13 protein-coding genes and 1 tRNA gene are annotated in these 19,113 nt (G+C 50.9%); 5 read left to right on the top strand and 9 right to left on the bottom strand.

Going from position 1 to position 19,113, the window contains the following annotated elements; all coding sequences use genetic code 11:
• Nucleotides 1-244: 244 nt before the first annotated feature.
• On the top strand, nt 245-1,165 hold the full coding sequence (thrB, locus tag HY774_10085) for a homoserine kinase (protein ID MBI4748826.1): 921 nt from the start codon (nt 245-247) through the stop codon (nt 1,163-1,165).
• A gap of 161 nt (nt 1,166-1,326) precedes the next feature.
• Here thrB and HY774_10080 read toward each other — a convergent pair whose 3' ends face one another.
• The 9 genes from HY774_10080 to hemW form a co-directional block, all read right to left on the bottom strand.
• Nucleotides 1,327-2,970 (bottom strand): hypothetical protein, encoded by a 1,644-nt coding sequence (locus tag HY774_10080; GenBank protein ID MBI4748825.1) that lies wholly within the window; start codon nt 2,968-2,970, stop codon nt 1,327-1,329.
• An 87-nt stretch (nt 2,971-3,057) separates the two neighbouring features.
• Nucleotides 3,058-3,315, bottom strand: coding sequence for a hypothetical protein (locus HY774_10075; GenBank protein MBI4748824.1), 258 nt, complete (start codon nt 3,313-3,315; stop codon nt 3,058-3,060).
• Between the two features lie 194 nt (nt 3,316-3,509).
• Complete coding sequence (locus tag HY774_10070; GenBank protein ID MBI4748823.1) at nt 3,510-4,328, bottom strand: ABC transporter ATP-binding protein; 819 nt, start codon at nt 4,326-4,328, stop codon at nt 3,510-3,512.
• A 138-nt stretch (nt 4,329-4,466) separates the two neighbouring features.
• Nucleotides 4,467-4,543 (bottom strand) — tRNA-His (locus HY774_10065).
• A gap of 160 nt (nt 4,544-4,703) precedes the next feature.
• Nucleotides 4,704-6,929, bottom strand: a complete 2,226-nt coding sequence (locus HY774_10060; GenBank protein MBI4748822.1) for a DnaJ domain-containing protein — start codon at nt 6,927-6,929, stop codon at nt 4,704-4,706.
• Nucleotides 6,930-7,472: 543 nt separating this feature from the next.
• A complete protein-coding gene (locus HY774_10055; GenBank protein MBI4748821.1) occupies nt 7,473-10,886 on the bottom strand; it encodes a carboxypeptidase regulatory-like domain-containing protein in 3,414 nt (1,137 codons plus the stop codon).
• A 546-nt stretch (nt 10,887-11,432) separates the two neighbouring features.
• The gene (locus tag HY774_10050) at nt 11,433-11,813 is read right to left on the bottom strand and encodes a peptidoglycan-binding protein (protein MBI4748820.1); all 381 of its coding nucleotides are present in this window, start codon (nt 11,811-11,813) and stop codon (nt 11,433-11,435) included.
• A gap of 352 nt (nt 11,814-12,165) precedes the next feature.
• A complete protein-coding gene (locus tag HY774_10045; GenBank protein ID MBI4748819.1) occupies nt 12,166-12,693 on the bottom strand; it encodes a prepilin-type N-terminal cleavage/methylation domain-containing protein in 528 nt (175 codons plus the stop codon).
• 329 nt (nt 12,694-13,022) lie between these two features.
• Nucleotides 13,023-14,252 carry a radical SAM family heme chaperone HemW gene (hemW, locus tag HY774_10040; GenBank protein ID MBI4748818.1) on the bottom strand — a complete coding sequence of 410 codons (1,230 nt, stop codon included), beginning with the start codon at nt 14,250-14,252 and terminating at the stop codon, nt 13,023-13,025.
• On the opposite strand from hemW, the gene HY774_10035 reads away from it, so the two are divergent.
• The 4 genes from HY774_10035 (at nt 14,251) to HY774_10020 (ending at nt 19,069) form a co-directional block, all read left to right on the top strand.
• Nucleotides 14,251-15,222, top strand: a complete 972-nt coding sequence (locus tag HY774_10035; GenBank protein ID MBI4748817.1) for a flippase-like domain-containing protein — start codon at nt 14,251-14,253, stop codon at nt 15,220-15,222. The genes hemW and HY774_10035 overlap by 2 nt on opposite strands.
• The gene (locus HY774_10030) at nt 15,219-15,926 is read left to right on the top strand and encodes an SDR family NAD(P)-dependent oxidoreductase (GenBank protein MBI4748816.1); all 708 of its coding nucleotides are present in this window, start codon (nt 15,219-15,221) and stop codon (nt 15,924-15,926) included. Before HY774_10035 ends, HY774_10030 begins: the two co-directional genes overlap by 4 nt.
• A 202-nt stretch (nt 15,927-16,128) precedes the next feature.
• The gene (locus HY774_10025; GenBank protein MBI4748815.1) at nt 16,129-18,369 is read left to right on the top strand and encodes a hypothetical protein; all 2,241 of its coding nucleotides are present in this window, start codon (nt 16,129-16,131) and stop codon (nt 18,367-18,369) included.
• Between the two features lie 67 nt (nt 18,370-18,436).
• Complete coding sequence (locus tag HY774_10020) at nt 18,437-19,069, top strand: dual specificity protein phosphatase family protein (GenBank protein ID MBI4748814.1); 633 nt, start codon at nt 18,437-18,439, stop codon at nt 19,067-19,069.
• Nucleotides 19,070-19,113: the final 44 nt, after the last annotated feature.

Raw genomic sequence — 19,113 nt, 5'->3', positions numbered from 1 at the left:
TGAAGAAACCAATGAGTGGTTAGTGGTTAGTGGTTAGTGGTTGGTGGTTAGTGGTTGGTGGTTAGTGGTTAGAAATCAATGCTTTCGAAGAAGAACCAAAAACCAAGAACCAAGAACCAAGAACCAACCACTAAACCAACCACTAACCACTAACCACTAAATTAACCACTAACCACTAAATTAACCACTAACCACTAACCACTTTCTTCATTTTTCATTCTCAATTCTTCATTCTTCCCTCGTCATGGCTTATTCCACTTTTTCAATTCGTGTTCCGGCTTCGACCGCCAACCTTGGACCTGCATTTGATACCCTTGGACTGGCCCTGGGCCTGTATTTAACGCTTCGCGGCACATGGCATGCGGAGGCTGGTGACTGGAAACTGACGGCAACTGGAAGCGCGGCGACCCACATTCCGCTCCGACCTGAAGAAAATTTAATCTGTCAGGTGGCTCACCACACAGCGGCAACGATGGGGATTTCACTTCCGGCCCTCACGCTTGAAATGATCAACGATGTCCCGCTGGGGAGCGGCCTGGGAAGCAGTGCCGCCGCTATTGTCGCTGGGGTATCACTGGTTGAGAGTTTTCTGGGCCGTGAATTGACGCTTGACGAGTTTTTGTTACACGCGATGGTCTTTGAGTCCCATGCAGATAACCTGGCACCAGCCCGGCTGGGGGGATTGGTCCTGTTGTGTGAACGTGAAGCTGGGGCGCCATACCTGCTGCGACGGGCCTGGCCCCCCGAAATTTCCTGCATCGTGGTCAGACCGCATTTTCCACTGTCTACACAGACGATGAGGGCCGTGTTGCCTGATTCCCTTTCGCGAGCCGACGTGGTATTCCAGATGCAACGCATCGGACTTTTATTGACTGCCCTGGAAGACAAACGGTTTGACTTGCTGGGCGAAGCGATGCAGGACCGGTTACATCAAGGATTTCGCGCCCGTCACATTCCAGGGCTGGAAGACATTCTGGGGCTTTCACACCCCGGATTGCTTGCAACTGCCTTGAGTGGTGCGGGACCATCAGCCCTGGCTTTGGCTCTTTCACATCAAGAAGAAATTGCCTCGCGGATGCAGGCGTGCTTTGCTCGCTACGGACACGAATCAACCGCTTATTTTTTAGATGTGGATTTGATCGGAAGAAAACTAGAGTGGGTTTGACCAGGTCAAAATGACAGGGTGACAAAGTGACAGGGTGACAAGGTAACAAAATGACAAGATGACAAAGTGACAAGGTGACAGGGTGACAAAGTGATAGGGTGACAAGGTGATTTTTTTCATCCCTCATCCCTCATCCCTCATCCCTTCAAGACCCCTGAACCCTAATCCTTCACACCAACGGCCTGCAACCGACGGGCTGCCTGCAAATCGAGCACATACTCCAGGCCAACCAGGCCAACCAGCCCGCCAGCAGCCACCGCCAGCCCAAAGTAGCCCAAAAGCGATCCCAGCAGGGTAATCACGCCATACCCCATCGCCGCGAAGAAAATCACCACCATTCCGATCAAGAATCCAATGAGCGACTGGGTTGTCCGCTGGTCTTGAGAGAGCGGATAAGTAGGCTGTGCAATCAGCAACACGGGGATTAAAACCCTGGCAATAATGAAAAAACCAATGGCCAGCAATGTTGCGATGAGAAAAGGGTGAAAGCTGTAAAACATGACCAGCAACAGGACGGCTGGAAATGCAAAAAATTTCACCATCACTGTCAGGCGCAAACCTTTGAGAATGTCTTTTCCCCTAAGTGGAATGACCTGCAACATCCAGCAAGCTGAAGCGTGAGAACTTTGCTTGATGATATCCAGCCCTTCGATTACTCCCGAAAATCCATAGTAGCTCAGCATGAGTAACCCGAAAAAATGGGCTTCTGGGCGAAACGAGCTAAATCCAGCCAAAAAAAACAGGATCATAAACACCCGCGGGACCAGGGTCCGAATGCGTGAAATCTCTTCGCGCTGGGTAACCGTCAAGACCAGTGACGCCAGCGCAAAGGTATGATCGGGAATCACCCATCGGCGCACGGGTGGAATCAGTCGGTACAGGCTCAATAATTTTACCGACAGGGGACTGGACGTGGGCTGAGAGGCCGGCTCTGAGAGCTTTTCAATCAAGCGCGGAAAATACCCTTCGGTATCAATTCGCCAGATAATCCCAATGGCACCACACACCGTTACCAGCATCACCAGTCGTTCGGTGTTAGCCACCAGTGACAGGTCGCCAACCAAAGAATCAACAAACCAGGTTGACGGCAAAAACTTCACCCACACTGAATCAGTCAGCGATAATTTTTCAACTTCCTGGGAAAAGGGATGGCGGTTGACCCCAAAAAAATCAAATGAAATGCCAATGATGCCGATTAACACCAGCAGAAAAAGCCCCTGCGACATCTGGCGAACCCGATCAATCCCAATAAATTGGGCCGCCACCATCAAGACCACCAGCCAGTACACCACCAGTGAAAAACACCCAATCAGCAATAAAATCAAAGTACAGACGGCCAGCACCACCGGGCAGTCAAGGTAAAACACTGAGACAATCAACGGAATCAACGAGTAACTGACCGCAATGAAGTTCACGATAATGAACAACACAGCGATTCGCGCGGTGAGGAGTGTTTTCTGGGTAATTGCTTTTGAATGAAAGGTCTCCAGATTGCGTTGGCGAACGTCATATGGGTCGGGGGCAATGTTGAGGCTCGCAATCAGGAAGGTCGAGGCAAACAGCATGATGAGATAGCTGGGCAGATCGGCAAACCGGTCAATATTGAGGGAAAACAACACCCCGAATGCCCCCATTGAAAGCAAAATTTGGCGAATGGGATTTCCGACGCTGCCCGTCACTGGATCTTTGCCAGGTCTGAGCGCCTGCTTCAAATTCATGGTGACGATAACTCGAAGCTGTGTCAGATCAAGCTGACCTTCGACAACGGCAGCAGCAGGAGTGAGAAAACAATGGGCTGGAAGCATAATGAAGTGAGGGTGACAAGATGATGAAGTGACAAGGTGACTGTATGACTGAGTACAAGTCCCCATAAAAGGGGGGATGAAATTCGACTACTCGCTGGCAGAAACATTGGTTTTCGCCCGGATGGGCGCTGGACAATAGCTGGTGGCAAGTGTCGCTTTGGACACGCGGCCACCGGACAGAGCCGCCATCACGGATTCGCGCCCGGATGGGCGCTGGAACAGGAGTCGTGAGTCAGAAGCCGGAAATTCCACGAAAACCGGGACCCGAACCAGCTTCCAGCGCCCATCCGGACGCGAACCACTGTGGATTGAAGCTCCGGTGGTGTGCCCAAAGCGGCAAACCACCGGCTATTCGGGCGAAAGCCAATTCGGAATCACCGAAATTCCATCCCCTATTTATGAGGACTTGTACTGAGTGACAAGGTGGCAAACTGCGATTTTGACATATGATCACCTTGTCACCTTGTCACCTTGTCCCCCTTGTCCCCTTGTTCCCTTGTCACCCTGTCCCCTTGTTCCCTTGTCACCCTGTCCCCTTGTCACCTTGTCATTTTATCATTCGATTCGGAGGGGTGGTGCAATGGCTGACCTTGCCACAGTTTTAAAAGAGCTTGCTCAAGGGTGGGCTCTCCAGATAAGGCTACAATTTCCGGAATCGTGCCAATGCCAATTAACCGACCAGCATTGAGCACGGCGATGCGGGTGCATACTTTTTCGACGATATCAATCATGTGTGATGAGTAAAAAATGGTTTTTCCACTCGCCACCAGATACTTCATCAGATCTTTCGCCCGCGCCACGGTTTCGACATCCAACCCGTTTAACGGCTCGTCCAGAATCAAGACATCTGGGTTGTGCATCAAGGCGGCAATCCAGCAGACTTTCTGCTTCATGCCTTTTGAGAATGTCCCCATTTGCTGGTCAGCCTTGTCTGAAAGTCCAAAGAATTTGAGCCATTCCTGAACACAATCCGGAAGCTGATGGGCGGGTAATTTATGAAGTTGACCCGTTAAGGTGAGATATTCACGGGCAGAGAGCTTTTCAAATAAGGCACCGGATTCAGGAAGATATCCAACGCGTGCTTTGACGTGTAAGGAGTCAGTCAGAATACTGTGGCCGCAAACGAAGGCATTTCCCTGGCTTGGCTTGATTAAACCGGTCAGGATTTTGATGGTTGTGGTTTTTCCAGCCCCATTGGCACCGATATAGCCAAAAATTTCGCCACGCTGAACTGAAAAACTGATGTTTCTCAGCACCGGCTGGGTACCAAATTGTTTACTGATTTCTTGAAGGTGAAGAACCGGTAGTGAAGAACTGTCAAACCCCTCGGGTTGGGCAAATGCAGAAGAATCCATCATAAGCGTAGCCGGTGTTAGGAAGAATGATTGTCAGAGGAGCTTGGGTCAACCCTCGGACCCTGAGGATAGGAAAAAGGCTTCCAGAAATGAAAAAAGGCCACGCTGCAGTGTGCGCGTAGCCCTTATCTTAATTCCAAGTGGGGCGATTGATGGGTCTCGAACCCACGACCTCCTGGGCCACAACCAGGCGCTCTAACCAACTGAGCTACAACCGCCATAAAAAAGGAAAGCGGCACAATAGCGCAGGTCTCAAAAAAACGCAATCAGAATGTACTCTGACAGGCGACGGTACTTTTTCGAACTGAAAAAAATGGGCTGAAGAAGTTGTGTTTAAGGATAGACCCGAAGCCACTTTCTTCAGTTTGCGCTCCATGGTTAACTCCCCCCTTTATCACCTTTGTTAAAAACTTTCCCAACCAGTGAGCCAAACCGACCACTGGCTTTTTTCCAGGTCGGCTCTGGCGGTGGCGCGTGTTTTTCAGCTTTTTCCTTCGCTTCATAGTGGTCAGGGTTAATTTCCAGTGCCTTACCGAGCATTTCATTTGCCTTGAGTTCCATGCCGAATTTGCGATAGAGGTCCGAAAGTTCGACATATAAATCCGGCAAGTCAGGGTTTTCCAAATCCAGCTCAATGGCGACCAAATATTCTTTTTCGGCCTGTTTATTGCGTCCCTGCATCTTCATCAGGACCCGAGCCAGTTGGGCATGGTACTCAGAATTCTTCGGGCGCATTTCAACCGACCGCCGGATGGCCTGATAGGCTTTCTCAAGATCGTTATTCCCTAAATATTCAATACACCGCATGTAATATTCTGAAGCGCTTAAATTTGCGCTAATTCCGCTTGTTTGCAATGGTGGTAACGGATTGGGAGTACCAGTGGATGGGGTTGCTCTTCCGGCTGGTGGATAGTTTCCACTCGGCTGACGGGATTGTGGTGGATATGTCGAAGCTGGAAGTGGATAGTTTCCACTCGGCTGACGGGCTTGGGGTGGATACGTCGAAGACGGAGGTGGATAGGTTGACGAAGGTGCCGCTGGCGGTACCGGGTTTGGCCCTGAAGGAGGAGATTGAAACGGCTTTGGTGTGTTGTACTGGGGTTGCCCTGGTGGAGTTGCTGGTCGTTGCCCGGCTGGCGGCGGTTGAACCGAGAGCGGGGTATTGTACTGGGGCTGCCCCGGCGGAGTTGCTGGTCGTTGCCCGGCTGGGGGGGCTGGTGGATATGTCCCTGCCGGCGGTGCTGGTGGTCTGGCTGGCGGCGGATAGGTTGATGCCGATGGAGCAGGCTGATAGGGTGCTGGAGTTTGGTACGGACTGGCAGGTGGATATGGCGCATTTGGCCCAGACGGCGGTGGTGCTGGACGCAACGGCTGATTTGTTGGTGTTGGCGTAAAGGTCGAGGTAGGGCGACTCCCTGGAGGTGGCGTCATTGGTGGTCGTGGCGCCGTGGTGGACACCGGGGGCGTCATTGGTGGTCGTGGCGCCGCTGTCGAGACACCCGAGGAAGGTGGCGCCGTGGGCGCCGTTGGAAAGCGCACAGCGGCATCATATTTGCGGCGCTTGGTTTCATCACCTAACGTGCCATAGGCTTCTTGCACCCGAATAAACACTCGTTCCAGCTCTGATTTTATTTGAAAATCGAAGGCGGCCAGTTGTGAATGACGATCTGGATGATACTTCTTGGCCCGCTCACGATACGCCTTTTTGATTTCTTCTGGGGTGGCTCGACGGTTGACGCCAAGCACCTGATAGTGATCGGCATTTTGTTCGATTTGCCGGACCACTTCGGTCACTTCAAAGCACAACTGAGCGGCAGCGGCGGCATCAACGCTCTGGAACTGGGCATCCGATGGTGACTGCATGCTTTCGGCCACGGAATTTGTAAATAGTTGTGGTCGAGTATCACCTTCCAGGCTTTCCACAATCCCCGCCATTTTCAAGGCACAAATTGTTCGCAACAGTTGCTCTTCAGGAATTCCCGAAATTGCCAGAAGCTCATTGATACTCAACGGGGCGTCCATGCGTGAAATGACATAAGCCTCGTGAGGTTTGAGCGAAACGGTTTGAAAGAGCATGTAGGGATCAGATGCCGGGACAACCTTGCGATTAAAATCCCCCAACCAGCGTCGAAGCAGTTGCTGATCCGGAAGCTGGCGGATGCCCTCAAAAATAATTTCCGCTGTTGGCATTGCCAGGCGAAACCCTTTGATCTCAATTCGGCCAGGCTTGAAGTCATATTGCCCTTCCTGCCAGGTAAAGAGCGAAAAGATGATTTGGGTCACTTGTTCGGTCAGCAGGGTTTTCACCTCGGCCTCCTGCAGAAAGCCAAGGTCAATGAGACATTCACCAAGCTGGTGTTGGCTCAGGTGCATGCACAGGATGGCCTCATCAAACTGTTCCGGAGAAAGCTTTCCGGACAGGCGCAACCGTTCGCCAAACCGCTCACTGATAATGTCGCTACTGGCATAGACCGTGGCGCCATCCTCAAAGTAAACCGATTTGTTGATGGAATTATGGTTAATTGACAGAGTTCCGCTGAGCCGCTGTTTATGGCATTCACACAGAATCTTCGGGAAAGACGTTTGCTCCAGTCTGTAAGACATCCGTTGAGCCTCCCAATGCAATTCGTAAAGAATTGCTCCTTTTCCTGATACAAATATGACCTGTGTGCGGGATGGATTACCGTCTAAGCCTTGGTGATCAATGAAATGCTATCTATCAAGCGTAACGCCCTCTCGGAAGGAGAAAAAAGGGCAGTCTGGCCAAAACTCCTCTGACGGGAGCCTTTCAATCAAAAAGTGAGTTTGTCTTGAGGCAGAGTCGAGTCGCATACGCAAGGTGATGATGGCGCGCATGAATACAGAACCCTACCAGAAATTTCCAGTTAAATTCAACTCTAAACCTACCACAATAAAATCCCAGGCAAACCGATGCCTTTCTTTGCCTGAACTCCGTAATGAGAGAACTGAATTACAAAACAATCATCCAATTGAATCATAAGGAGTTATCATCTAACCAACTTTCCTGGCCTGGCAAGTATTTCACCTGATTTAAGCGGCAGGCATTCGTTGAATTCATCAAAAAAAGGAGGTGGCATAACCACCTCCTGGAGAGAATAGATCGAGGACTTTTGTTTTTGGCAAACCTTAGAAGATCAACTTCAGACCAAACTGGATCGTCCGGCGTCCACCACCGTTTTCATTGATATCAGCAAAGGTTGTTCCCGCATCATCAATGAATGGATCCGGCACGCCCCGGTTCGGGGTGTTAAACACGTTAAAGAATTCAGCCCGGAACTGCAGCTTCATGCGTTCGGTCACATTGGTGGTCTTAAAGATCGCAAAGTTTCCGATTGAAGTCCGGTCACCCTTTTCTGAGTTGCGCGCCACATTGCCATATGGTGAACCAAACATCCGGGCCGTGGCACCGGTGTTGGCAATGAACCGCACATCGTTGACGCTGACTGGAACCTCAGCGCCGTTCTGGTTGAAGGCATTGAGCAGGAAGTAACCGGTTGGCGAGGTTGAGGTAAAGCCAAACACATCCGTGGCGGTCTGCTGGTCAATCGCCACTGTTCCAACAGGTGCATTCGGGTTGCCATAGAACGGACGCAGCGATTCAGCCGCACCGTTGAATGCCGCCGTAAATCCACCATCGTTGTATGGGCTGCCGAAGAAGAACTGAACTGGGGTGTACCGCTGGCCGGGTAGCGCCTGGTACGTTCCAGAAAGCTGGAAACCACCCAGCAATTTGCCTACGACGCCACGCTGTTCGCGGAAAAATGGAATGTCATACAGGAAGTTCAACGCCAGTACATTGCGGAAATCAAACGCCCCAAATGACTTTTCACTACCAGTTGTATTAAATGGATCCTGGGCAAAAGCAGTTGTTGCACCACCAGCAAACGTTCCGAAAATTTCAGACGCGTTGTCGAGTTGTTTAGAGTAGGTATAGGAAATACCCAGGTTCAAATCTTTGATCGCCTGCGTATCCAATCGCGTTTGCAGTGAGTGGTAGGTTGAGGTCGCACCATTGATACGCGTGCGGAGCAATCCATTACCGGCAATCAGCCGACCATTGGGGGATGGCCGGACACCTGATGGCAGGAAGCCCGGAAAATCACGTGCCAGAGCATCAATGCGCGGGTTGGCATTGACGGATTGGAACTGTCCGATTGACGTCGTTCCGACATAGCGGACTTCAGCCACGGTCTTGGTGCCAAACTGGCGCTGCATCCCGAAGGAATACTGCTGGGTATATGGAGCATGGAAGTCTTGAGCGACATTAGTGCGGTTCAACAGGCGCGGATCCAGGGTGCGGAGTGGCGCCAGGCGCTGTAAAGCACCACGAACCGAGGTTCCAGTTGGGTCAGCCGGAACGATTCCGGCGCCACCGGGGACGCTCACCAAAAAGACAGTTGGGGTTGAGGTCTGCACGTTCAACAAGATGTTGTAGAACGCCAAATCATAGGCAATCCCGTATCCGCCACGGAACACCGTGTTGCTATCGCCAAAAATCTTTTTCCAGAACCGTGGGGAGTAGGCAAACCCAAGCCGAGGAGCAAAGTTGTTTTTGTCGGTTTCAATGCGGCGCACGATGCGATCTTCAAGCGGCACATCCAACCGGAACAATGCCGTTTCCGGATTTGATTCACGTTCAGTGGTAATATCATTGAGCACGTTGATTGGCTGGCCGCTATTTTCATAGCGCACGCCGAGGTTGAGGGTCAGGTTTTCACGAATCCGCCAGTCATCCTGGAAATAGTAGAATTGGTCGAATTCCGGGAAGTTCACCACGTTTTCACCAAATGCAATGTTCCCTGAGGCAACGACGTTGCTGGAGAAGTTATTGAAATTGGTGAAGTTGAACTGACCGTTCTGCAGCGGCAGGAAGAAAGAATCGGTCAAGCGGCGCTTGAGATCAAGCCCCATCTTGAGCGAGTGCTTCCCGGCGATGTAGGAGAAATTGTTTAACACCTGATAGTTGTCATTGATACGGCCCTGGGGCAGGTTGGTCGCCACGCCCCAATCCAGAAAACCAGCCGGCAGGTTAAAGAAGGCCACCGCCGACCCGGCATCGCTGGCTGACGGAATCGTGCTGTTTCCACCACCGCCAAAGAACACGCGGATGCGGCTGTAGTTGATTCGGGTTTCATTCACCGCATTGGGTGAAAGCTGGTACACAATCGTGCCACCGGCCTGCTGGGTGCGGGCCGGGACATCTCCGAAGAACCCGTTCTGGAAGTTTCCAGTCGCATTGGCGCTTTCCTGTTTGGAGTAGAAATAGCGGCCAAAAATGCGCAGTTTTTCGCTCTTGTTCCAATCCAGGCGGATGGAACCAAAGTTTTCTTCAAATGGCTGATTGATCTGGCGCGAAATCGCACCGAATTCAACCTGAGCCGTGCGACCACCCACCGTCACCGGAATCAACCGGGTGGCGATGTCAGGCCGAATGGTCGGGTTGCCGTTTGAAATGTTGAACGGCGCCGCCGCTCGAATCACACCGGCAATGTTGGAATCAGCAATTCCCAACAGGGTTTGCAAACCGGCGGGTGTTGGGGTCAACCCCGAAGCCGTGGACTGTGACAAGGACGATTCCGTTTGCCGAATCCCCTGATAACTGGCAAAAAACAACAATTTGTCTTTGACAATCGGTCCGCCAAACGTGGCGCCAAAGGTATTGGTGACCCGGGCTGGCGGATCTTTCAATCCCTGGCGACGTTCAATGTTGGTCAACGAATCCAGATTCTTCCGGTCACGGAAGAAATATGACAGTGTTCCGTGAAATTCATTGGTGCCACCTTTGGACACGATATTCACGACCGCGCCTGACGACTGGCCATATTCAGCGGAGAAGTTGTTGGTAATGATCTGGAATTCCTGAACCAGGTCGGCGTTGTCCACAAAGAATGATGGACCAGCCACCGAAATGTCATTGTTGTCCTGACCATCAATGCTGAAGTTGTTGGAGCGCGAACGTCCACCGTTGGACGAAATCCCGCCGCCGCCATTGGTGTTGGTAAAACCAGCATCCGCCGGGTTGACGACACCGGGTGTCAGGTAGGCAATGCTGTCCACACCACCGCCAGCCGTGTTGATCGGCAAATCCGTGATTTTGCGCGATTCAAAATTGGTGGAAAGCTGCGAGACATCACGCTGTAACACAACGTTGTCACTGGCGGAAACTTCGACAATTTCATCAGCGCCGCCCGGTTGAAGCGTGACATTTAAGGTAATGTCAGTCCCCAGTTTAATCGCAACCGAGGTAAATTCGCCACGCTTGAAGCCTGCGGCAACGACCGTGACGTTATACAACCCTGGTGTCAGAGCCGGAAGGCGAAACAATCCATCACCAGACGTGGTGGTTGATGCTTCAGCACCCGTATCTACACCTTTGAGTTTGATTTCGGCGCCGGCGAGCACGGCACCGCTTTCATCAGTCACAAGTCCCCGAATTCCACCCGTTGCTGACTGAGCGAAAACCGTTACCTGGCTTGCGATCAAAATCAGCCCGATGGCGAGAATCAAGGAGTGAGTAAAAGACCAAACCTTTGCTTTCATTGTACATCCCTCCGTATCAATTCTTGTTTGTTGACCTGCAAAAAAAGGAACCAACTTAAACCTGCTCCAAATAAACTGAAGTTGATAAGGAACAAGGCATTTCGCAGGCAGAAGCTGGTTTACAGCCTGAGGAGTTATCTTTTTGATTGTTTTGAGCAAACTGATTGGGGGTTCAAAAAAATGGAATGCACAGCAAGCTAGCAATTCTCACGCCAGGAAGTGGGATAGCACTGTAAATCAATCTAGTCAGAAATCACTTATTAGCAATTAATTCTTTTAAGTACTTTGAATTCAATCAAATATCAGTCGGGAAAACTACCAGTGCCGGTTATCTATTTTTCGAGAAAGCGCCAATTCTGATGGGTTCCCAGTGATCTCAATAACCCAAACTTGCAGAATAATGAATGAAAATCCAAAAATATGAATCAACTCACAAAAAAAGAGACCCTTTTCCAATATTCTGGAAAAGGGTCAAAAGACCTGACACTCAGGGATGAACAAGACACTCTGCAGTAAAGCTCGAAGAACGAAGGATGGAAGTTGATCTTACTTTACAGATTTGCTGGTGCCGGCAACGATCCCCATTTTGTCTTTGGTCTCTTTGCTCAGCGTCCCGGTGACTTTCAGATTATTTTGCTGTTGATAGGCTTTTAACGCCTCAACTGTTTCGTCGTTTTTGTAGCCAGTCACTTCACCCCGGTACAATCCAGCACCTTTTAAAAGTTGCTGGGCTTTTCCATACTGGGTGTTGGGATTGGCTTTTCGTTCTTTGGTGGCCGGCGCCGCCACTGTTTTTGAAACAGCCGTCGGCTGGTTATCTTGCACAATCGCCGCTTTCACCGGAGCGGTGCTGGTGACCAGCGTCACCATAAAAGCGCACATCAGCAAGCAGGTTTTGATCAATGAGAGTGGGTTAACGATTTTCATACAGTTTTTCAAATCCTTTCAAGTTCAAAAATAAATTGGGTTCAAAGTCAAATAACTCTTGATTCCGCATCAAGTTATGTGACTTTCGTTGACATCCTCTAATGCAACACCCGTGCCACAGCTTTTTTCATGATCCAAAATGATATTCCACTCCCTCCAGAACAAGCACAAATAGTTGAAAATAAATGAATTGCGTCAAAAATAAAAAACGAAGCCAGAATTTCAGGGATCTTCGGCTTCGTTATCAGGTTCCCGGTATTTAACTGTATCCTGTTGATACAGTTAAATTTAATTTTGATTGAAGTTAAATCAACCTTTTGTTCAGGGCTTTGGGTTGACGCAACCGAAAAAATCAGTTGCCGATGGGTTTGTAGCTGCTATCGGGTGGGGATTCGACAGACGGAGGACTGGCCAGAATTACCCCAAACTGCCCCCGGACGGTTTGGCGAATACGAAACCGGAAGCGCCGAAATCGCCGGGCATATTCGGGCTTGGGGTCAGCATCGAGCGTAAAACCGGTGGCGCCCCGGTCAAAGCGAAAACTGTAGTCAAAGCGTCCATCACTCACGACCTCACTGGCACCCGCACCGCCAATGTAGCGTTGAAATTGATCACTCAGATTACCATTTTCGCTCATAAGCTGAGGAAAGGTGCCAAACCGACCACGAGTGGCGTTGAATTCAAACTGGGCGGTCACAATTGAGCGCACATTGGCAATCGCCCGCGCCTCATAGGCACTGCCAAATGCTCTTTGAAGGGCAGCTACGCTCAGTGATGCCACAATCCCGATGATGGCAATCACCATTAATAGCTCAATTAAAGTTAAACCTTTCTGATTGACACGTTGTTTTTTCAATTGAATCAATTGAATTTGCTTCATATTTTTCTCACCTGCCTTAACAAATTGAAAATAAAGCCATTTGTTTAATTTCTAAAATTCAACAAACAGCCGCTGGTGAGAAGTCCGCAAATTGGGCGCCACAATCACAGAGAACAGGGGGACAGGGGGGACAAGGTTTCAGGCCCGGAGGGTTGTCGTGTAATAGCCGTGGTGCGAAGCCCACGGTCACGACCAGGACGCGACCCAAGCCTAACAAGAGCATCATTCAATACCAACGGAAAGGACACAGGTTTTCTTATCCTGGCGCTTATGGGGGCAGGGTGACAATAGAAAAATGCTCTGGATTTGACTATTTCGCTATTCACGCTTTATTCAGGCATCAGCGCGACGAAAACTTCATTTGAGACCAAAACACCACGTCGGGTGAGCCGAAGGACTCCATTTTGAAATTCAACCACTTCAGCTTCCAAAAGGCGTTCGAGTTCACGCATAAAAGCCTGGCTGAGGGTCATTTCATACCGGCTGGCCAGCCATGACAACTCGACGCCCTCGCGCAAGCGCAACCCCATCATTAAGGCTTCATAAAATTTTTCTTCCGGGGTCCGTGCAGTTCGCCCCACCACGGCCATGCCCTGGGTTGACATCAACTGAAGATAGTCATGGATCGAAGATGGGTTGTGGTATCGCTCATCTCCGTCGTAGGAATGCGCTCCGACACCAAATCCGAAAAACGGTATGTCAGTCCAATATTTCAGGTTATGGTGTGATCGCAGGGTTTTGGACCGGGCAAAATTTGAAATTTCATACGCTTCAAAGCCATTGCGTTCGAGTATATCCAGCAGGGCTTCATACATCTCAGCAGCCAGATCATCATCCGGCGTCGGAAGTTTCCCACTCAAAATCTGGTCGGCCAGCTTGGTGCCTTCTTTGACTTCAAGCAGATACAGCGACAGGTGCTCAGGGTTGAGAGCGAGTGCTTCGTGTAAATTATATTTCCATTCAGCCATGGTTTGATTCGGGAGGCCCGCGATTAAATCCAGACTCAGGTTGTCAAACCCGGCAGCCCGTAAAGCCGCCACCGCTGCTCGTGACTGCTCGGCAGTATGATCACGCCCGGTGGCCCGAAGCTGATGATCGAGAAACGACTGCACGCCAAGGCTCGCCCGGTTGATGCCACACTGTCGAAACCCGGTCAGTCGCTCCAGTTGGGTATCTCCGGGATTGACCTCAATGGTAATTTCAGCTTGCTGAGTAACGTCAAAGCGCTCTCGACAGGCATCAAGCAACCGACCAATTGCCTCCGGCGCGAGAATTGAAGGTGTCCCGCCACCCAAATAAATGGTATCAATCACGGGTCGTTTCCCATTGACCATTATCTCTGATGGAGGAAACGCTCGAATTTCCTGTTCTATTGCCGCCAGATACTGTTGGGATAAGTCATCGTCAAAACTACGGGTGACAAATCCGCAATAGGTACACTTTGAGTGACAAAACGGCAGGTGGAGGTAAATTCCGGGTTCTGGGTTCCGGGTTCCAGGTTCCGGGTTTTCGAAATCTTGGTGTTGAGGTTCCTGAGGTTCTTTATTGAGTTGAGTCATGTCCAAATTTCATGTGAGGTGGATTCTTAAGTGGGTTGTGATGGCTGGGTTGCTCTATTTTCTGCTTCGAAAAGTGCGGATTCAACCTCTGATCGAAGCCTTACACCGGGCGAACCCTTCCCTGTTGGCAATTGCGGTGGTGGTCGGGGTCGCCATGGTCGTGGTCCGGGTTTACAAGTGGCAGGCGTTATTGCACCGACTGCCAGAAACGGTTACCCCGCACCCGATTTCATTTCGACAGGCGTGGGTATCGGTGTTGGGCGGGTTGGCCTTTGGGCTCATTACTCCGGCCAGAGCAGGTGAACTGGGCCGAATTGCCTTTCTGCCACCAGCGACTCGAACCCTGGCGGGCGGGTTATTTATCGTGGACCGATCCATTGATCTGGTAACCATTCTAATGCTGGCCCTGGCCGGCTCAGCCGGAGTCCTCACCCTTGGGTGGCAAATCGTGATGGGGACAGCCTTGTTTTTCCTCGTGGTTGGTGTGCTCCTCTGGCCGATTGTGCTGCCCTGGATTTTGGGCTGGATGCCCCTTCCAGTCAAACTTTGTCGAATCCTGTCAGAACTGGTGACGGGACTTGAGCCCATCAGACTCCGTGACCTGGGGTGGAATTTGTGTCTCGGCTGTGTGCTGATGGTACTGGATGTCATTTCGCTCTATGTGCTGGTGGCCACGTTTGAACCGGTCAGTTTCAAAGCCGTCGCCTTTGCTTTCCCATTGATTTTATTGACCAACCTGGTCCCTATCACGCCAGGGGGCATCGGAGTTCGGGAAAGTGCCTCGGTGTTTCTCTTCCGGCAGTTTGGCGTCAGCGAGGCTGCAGCTATTTACTCGGCGTTGTTATTATATATTTTGAATTCGCTCCTGCCTGGGTTGTGGGGCATTACCTATGTCCGAAAATTGGGAGCCGTTTCATCAGCAGCCGATTCCACTCCGTTAGAAAAAACCAGTGAGGCCACATTGTCATGAATTTGATGGGGAAAACAGTGCTCATCACCGGCGGGGCCCGCCGCCTGGGTCGGGCAATGGCGCTCGAACTGGCCGCACAGGGCGCCAATATTGCCCTGCATTTCCGCTCCTTTCCAGAAGAAGCCTTTGCAACCCTCAATCAGATAGAGCACTGCGGCGTACAGGCCGCCGCCTTTCAAGCCAATCTGCTTCAATCTGAAGAACTTGCCGATATGGTCGCCCAGGTGTATCGAACCTTTGGCCAGGTGGATGTCTTGATCAATAATGCCGCCGTGTTTGACCGCAAACCGTTTTTTGAACTCACTGAAGCCGATTGGGATCATACCCTCGACACAAATTTGAAAATTCCATTTTTGTGTTCCCGGCTGGTCGGAGAAAAAATGCTCGGGCAAGGGGCTGGAAAAATTATCAACCTGGCCTGCGTGGGCGGGGTGCGTCCCTGGGCAAACTTTATCCCGTATTCGGTCTCCAAAGCAGGACTGATTATGTTGACCGAAGCCCTGGCGCTGGCCCTGGCGCCGCTGATCCAGGTCAATGCCATTGCTCCAGGAAGAATCGAATTTCCCGGCCAGCCATTACCTGATTTACCATCTTTCCCGAGCGGCCAACCTCAGGACATCACCCGTGCCGTGCGCTACCTGATTGAATCTGACTACGTTACCGGTGAAACACTTTTGGTGGATGGTGGTCGTCATTTAAGATGAGCAGACCTGGACAAGAGCGAGGAGTGAGTAGCGAGTAGCGAGTAGTCAACCCAAATTTCAGTTTGAGAAGTCCAGAGATGGTTACTTTTGACAGTTCGGAATTTACTGAATAAATCACATTGTGAACGATAAGGGGTTTGACTACTCGCTACTCGCTACTCACTCTTGAGCCGCTACTTCACCACTTCACCCAAAAAACACTATGACAAAAACTTATTTTACAACTGTATTGTGTCTGCTTCTGACGCTGGGGATGGCCTGGTCGCCAGAACCCTTTTCAGCCAGGGTTCTGGGATCAGACCCGGATTCGAACGCAACCACGGCCAACATTGATTTTGAATGGGAACTCAATGGCCCTTTTGGCGGCACGGTTCGTTCGCTGGTTCAAAATGAAGCCAATCCACAACAATTTTTTCTCGGCACCTCAGACGGGCAACTGTATGTCTCAAATGATGGCACGCGAAACTGGACCTGGATCTCGACTTTTAACAAATCCGGCAATTTGATTGACAACCTGGTGATTGACCCGCGCGACCCTGAAACGGTGTATCTGGGAATGTGGGCGCTGGGTGAAAAACGCGACGGAGCGATTTATAAAAGCACGGATAGCGGAAAAACCTGGAAAAATGTATTTCGAGACCATTCGATCCGAGCCCTGACCCTGGCGCCAACTGATTCAAAAATGATCGTGGCGGGTGCACTCGATGGTGTCTTTCTGAGCACCGACGCCGGAAAATCCTGGGATCGTATTTCTCCGGCCAATCATCCGGAACTCCGCAACATTGAATCGGTCGCGGTTGATCCGCGGGACACCAAAGCCATTTATGCTGGAACCTGGCACCTGCCCTGGAAAACCACCGATGGTGGGAAGAGCTGGTTTTCGACGAAGGGCACTGAAACTCAGATTTTGGATGATTCCGATATTTTCAGCATCCATATTGATCGAGGGAATCCAGACCGGGTGTTTAGCAGCGCCTGCAGCGGCATTTACCGGAGCCTGGATGCTGGAAAAAACTGGACCAAGTTTCAGGGGATCCCCTACAGCGCCCGTCGGACGCATATCATTTTTCAAAATCCGGTTCATCCTGACACCATTTTTGCCGGTACGACCGAAGGTCTCTGGCGAACCACCGACGCCGGCACAACCTGGAAACTGGTGACCTCAAAAGAAACCGTGATCAATGCGATTGAGATCCACGAAACAACACCTGATCGCGTGGTGATTGGCACGGCCAACAGTGGCATCCTGGTCAGTGAAAACGGAGGGGAAACGTTTGTGCCCTCCAATCGAGGGTTTGTCACTCGTCAGGTTTCAAGCATTGTGGTTGATCCGATGCAGCCGGGCCGGTTGCTGACCTCAGTGCTCTACAATGGAGCTGAAGGCAGTGTCTATTTGTCAAATGACAACGGTCAGTCATGGTACCCGTCATCGCAGGGAATCGGCCCAAAAGACGTCTACTCGCTCACGCTCAACCCCGGAAATGCGTCGCAGGTCTACGCCGCCACCAGCAACGGTGTGTTTCTGTCCGAAAACGGAGGCACAACCTGGAAGCGCCTGGAGATGAAAAAAGTGAAGCCAGCACCACCGCCGCGTGCCAAAACCAAAGCTCCCGGCAAATCAAAAAAAGCGGCGGGCGGGAACCAGAAAAGCTCCACCAAAAACACAGCCACCAAACACCACGCATCAGCAAAATCGAAAAAATCACAGCCAGCTCCAGCCAAACCCAAAACGGCAGTGACCAGCGACCAAACCAAAACCGCCAAAGCTCCAGGCAGTTTGTTTCAGGATCTGGATGGACATGTGATGGAAATTTCAGTGACTGGTGACGGACGCAATGGCCTGGTGGCCGCCACCTGGGAAGGACTTTTCCGGACCTACGATCCGGTCAAAGGCTGGGAAAAACTCAACGTGACAGGGTACACCGGGCGATTTTTTGCCGTGGCGACAACACCCCACGAACCGGATACTATTCTGGTGGGTACCTCAAATGGACTCTATGCCAGCCTGGATCAGGGAAAGACCTGGAAACAGATTGAAGTTGATTTTGACGACAAATCGTTTGTCCAGGAAATCGCAATTAACCCACGTGATCCCAAAATGATTCTGGTCGGCACTCGACATTCGCTGTATATGACCCGGGATGGAATGCAACAGTGGGAGCGACTTGGACACGGCATCCCGTATGGAGAAATAGCCTCGGTTCGGTTCAACCCACGCAACCCGGATGAAATCCTGGTCGGTGATGCCAGTCACGGCGGACTCTACCTCTCGACTGATGGAGCAAGAAAATTTCGACGCATTGATCAAAAAGAGCTCCCCAGCCATCGTGTCTGGGCAGTGGCATTTGATCTGTTTCGCGAAAATCACTTTTATGCCGGTTCTTTTTCATCCGGAGTGATCGTCGGAACGTCGGCGGCACCACAATCCGCCGGCCAACCATAAATCCAGGAACAGCACCCAGAAGCTGTCCCCACGTTTCTCAACCGTTCGTCAACCAGATGGGGGTCTCATGAAATTTCGGGTGCTTTTGAATTTGAGCCTTCTGGCTGGAAGCCTGGTGATAGTTTTGGCGGAGACAACACTCGCCCAACAACCACCAGTCCTGACATCAAATGTCAAAAAATCGGCTTCGATTTCCATCACAACGGCAACGAGCAATCACCAGACAGAGCAAATCCTTAGTTCGGAGATAGATCATTTCTACAAAGTTACCGACAGGCTGTATCGAGGCGGTCAACCGTCAGACAAAGGGTTTGAAGAACTCAAAAAGCTGGGCATCACCCATATCATCAGCCTCCGCTCTGACAGCGATGACGTCAACATACTGGATGATGAAAAACTGACCTTCGAACACATTCCGGTCAGCGTGAATCCATTCAAAAAACCCAAAGAAGCGGACGTCGTTCAGTTTCTGAAAGCCGTGACGGCGGCTTCAAAACAGTCAGTGTTTGTCCATTGCCGGCAAGGAGTTGACCGAACCGGACTCATGATTGCGGCCTATCGAATTGTCATTGATGACTGGAGTCGGGAAGACGCGATTACCGAAATGAACCGTATCGGCTCGCACTGGTATTATCGGCGGTTTGAATCCTACCTGCGCAAACTCGACATCGAAAAAATCAAAAAACAGATCAATCAATGATACCAGTCAGTAGTCAGTAGTTAGTAGTAATGCCAGTTAAGGGT

This window comes from Acidobacteriota bacterium, from assembly GCA_016208495.1.
In the GTDB taxonomy this organism is placed as follows: domain Bacteria; phylum Acidobacteriota; class Blastocatellia; order Chloracidobacteriales; family Chloracidobacteriaceae; genus JACQXX01.
This window is presented reverse-complemented; position numbering and strand designations above follow the sequence as displayed.

Coding starts and splice junctions, on each gene's coding strand:
- HY774_10060 (MBI4748822.1), bottom strand. CDS start 6,929: ATGTCTTACAGACTGGAGCAAACGTCTTTCCCGAAGATTCTGTGTGAA.
- HY774_10055 (MBI4748821.1), bottom strand. CDS start 10,886: ATGAAAGCAAAGGTTTGGTCTTTTACTCACTCCTTGATTCTCGCCATC.
- HY774_10045 (MBI4748819.1), bottom strand. CDS start 12,693: ATGAAGCAAATTCAATTGATTCAATTGAAAAAACAACGTGTCAATCAG.
- HY774_10025 (MBI4748815.1), top strand. CDS start 16,129: ATGACAAAAACTTATTTTACAACTGTATTGTGTCTGCTTCTGACGCTG.
- HY774_10080 (MBI4748825.1), bottom strand. CDS start 2,970: ATGCTTCCAGCCCATTGTTTTCTCACTCCTGCTGCTGCCGTTGTCGAA.
- hemW (MBI4748818.1), bottom strand. CDS start 14,252: ATGACTCAACTCAATAAAGAACCTCAGGAACCTCAACACCAAGATTTC.
- HY774_10020 (MBI4748814.1), top strand. CDS start 18,437: ATGAAATTTCGGGTGCTTTTGAATTTGAGCCTTCTGGCTGGAAGCCTG.
- thrB (MBI4748826.1), top strand. CDS start 245: ATGGCTTATTCCACTTTTTCAATTCGTGTTCCGGCTTCGACCGCCAAC.
- HY774_10030 (MBI4748816.1), top strand. CDS start 15,219: ATGAATTTGATGGGGAAAACAGTGCTCATCACCGGCGGGGCCCGCCGC.
- HY774_10035 (MBI4748817.1), top strand. CDS start 14,251: ATGTCCAAATTTCATGTGAGGTGGATTCTTAAGTGGGTTGTGATGGCT.
- HY774_10050 (MBI4748820.1), bottom strand. CDS start 11,813: ATGAAAATCGTTAACCCACTCTCATTGATCAAAACCTGCTTGCTGATG.
- HY774_10070 (MBI4748823.1), bottom strand. CDS start 4,328: ATGATGGATTCTTCTGCATTTGCCCAACCCGAGGGGTTTGACAGTTCT.